This is a genomic window from Methylobacterium sp. WL103 (assembly GCF_008039885.1).
Lineage (GTDB): Bacteria > Pseudomonadota > Alphaproteobacteria > Rhizobiales > Beijerinckiaceae > Methylobacterium > Methylobacterium cerastii.
Window position 1 is genome coordinate 1 of sequence record NZ_VRUX01000952.1, and the last position, 1,108, is coordinate 1,108.

At 72.5% G+C, this 1,108-nt stretch carries 2 protein-coding genes; one reads left to right on the forward strand and one right to left on the reverse strand.

Annotated features, from left to right (window positions below):
• A partial coding sequence (locus tag FV222_RS26965; RefSeq protein WP_147816194.1) for a methyltransferase domain-containing protein occupies window positions 1–594 on the forward strand: 594 nt, incomplete at its 5' end.
• Between the two features lie 6 nt (window positions 595–600).
• Here the strand turns inward: FV222_RS26965 and FV222_RS26970 are convergent.
• Window positions 601–1,108, reverse strand: a 508-nt coding sequence (locus FV222_RS26970) for an enolase C-terminal domain-like protein (RefSeq protein WP_281406938.1), incomplete at its 5' end; no start/stop codon positions are given.

Genomic DNA, 1,108 nt, shown 5'->3' on the forward strand with positions numbered 1-1,108 from the left:
GCCTTCGCGATCGCGCCGGAAGCCGGCTCGGTCACGGCCCTCGACCTCTCGCCCGACATGCTCGCCGCGGTGGCGGCGGAAGCCGCGCGGCGCGGGCTCTCCAACATCGCGACCGAGGCCGGATCGGCCGAAGCGCTGCCCTTCCCCGATGCGAGCTTCGATGCGGTCACGACCCGGTTCAGCGCGCATCACTGGCGCGACGTCCGCGCCGGACTCTCCGAGGCGCGGCGCGTCGCCAAACCCGGCGCGCCGACGCTGATCGCCGACGTCGTCGCCCCTGACGACGCGCTCCTCGACACCCACCTCCAGGCGGTGGAGCTGCTGCGCGACCCCTCGCACGTGCGCGACTATTCGGTGCCCGAATGGCTGGGGATGCTCACGGATGCCGGCTTCACCGTCGACAAGGTCACCCACGGCCGCCTGCGCATGGACTTTTCCACCTGGATCGCCCGGATGCGGACGCCCGAGCCGCACGTCGCGGCGATCCGCTCGCTCCAGGCCTCGGCCCCGGACGAGGTCGCCCGGCATTTCGGGATCGAACCGGACGGGAGCTTCTGGATCGACACGGTGCTGATCGAGGCGGCGGCGGTGTAGCGCCCTTCACCCCCAGAGTGCGGCCTCCGGCGGGTGGATCGTGCTGCCCTCGAACACCAGCCCCGGCTCGCGGTCGCGCGCCAACAGCAATGGGCCGTCGAGGTCCACGTATTCGGCGTGGTGGACGAGCAGCATCGCGGGTGCCATGGCGAGCGAGGTGCCGACCATGCAGCCGACCATCAGCGCGAGGCCGCGAGCGCGGGCCTCGTGGGCGAGCATCACGGCTTCGGTGAGCCCGCCGGTCTTGTCGAGCTTGATGTTGATCGCGTCGTAGCGCCCCGCGAGGCGGTCGAGGCCGGCGCGGTCGTGCAGGCTCTCGTCGGCGCAGATCGGGATCGGGCGATCGATCGTCGCGAGCAGCCCGTCGTCGTCGGCCGGCAGCGGCTGCTCGATCAGCGTCACACCGGCGGCGAGGCAGGCGGCGAGGTTGGCCTCCAGCGTCTCGGCCCGCCACGCCTCGTTGGCGTCGACGATCAGGCGGCTGTCCGGCGCGCCGCGTCGGACAGCCGCCTGA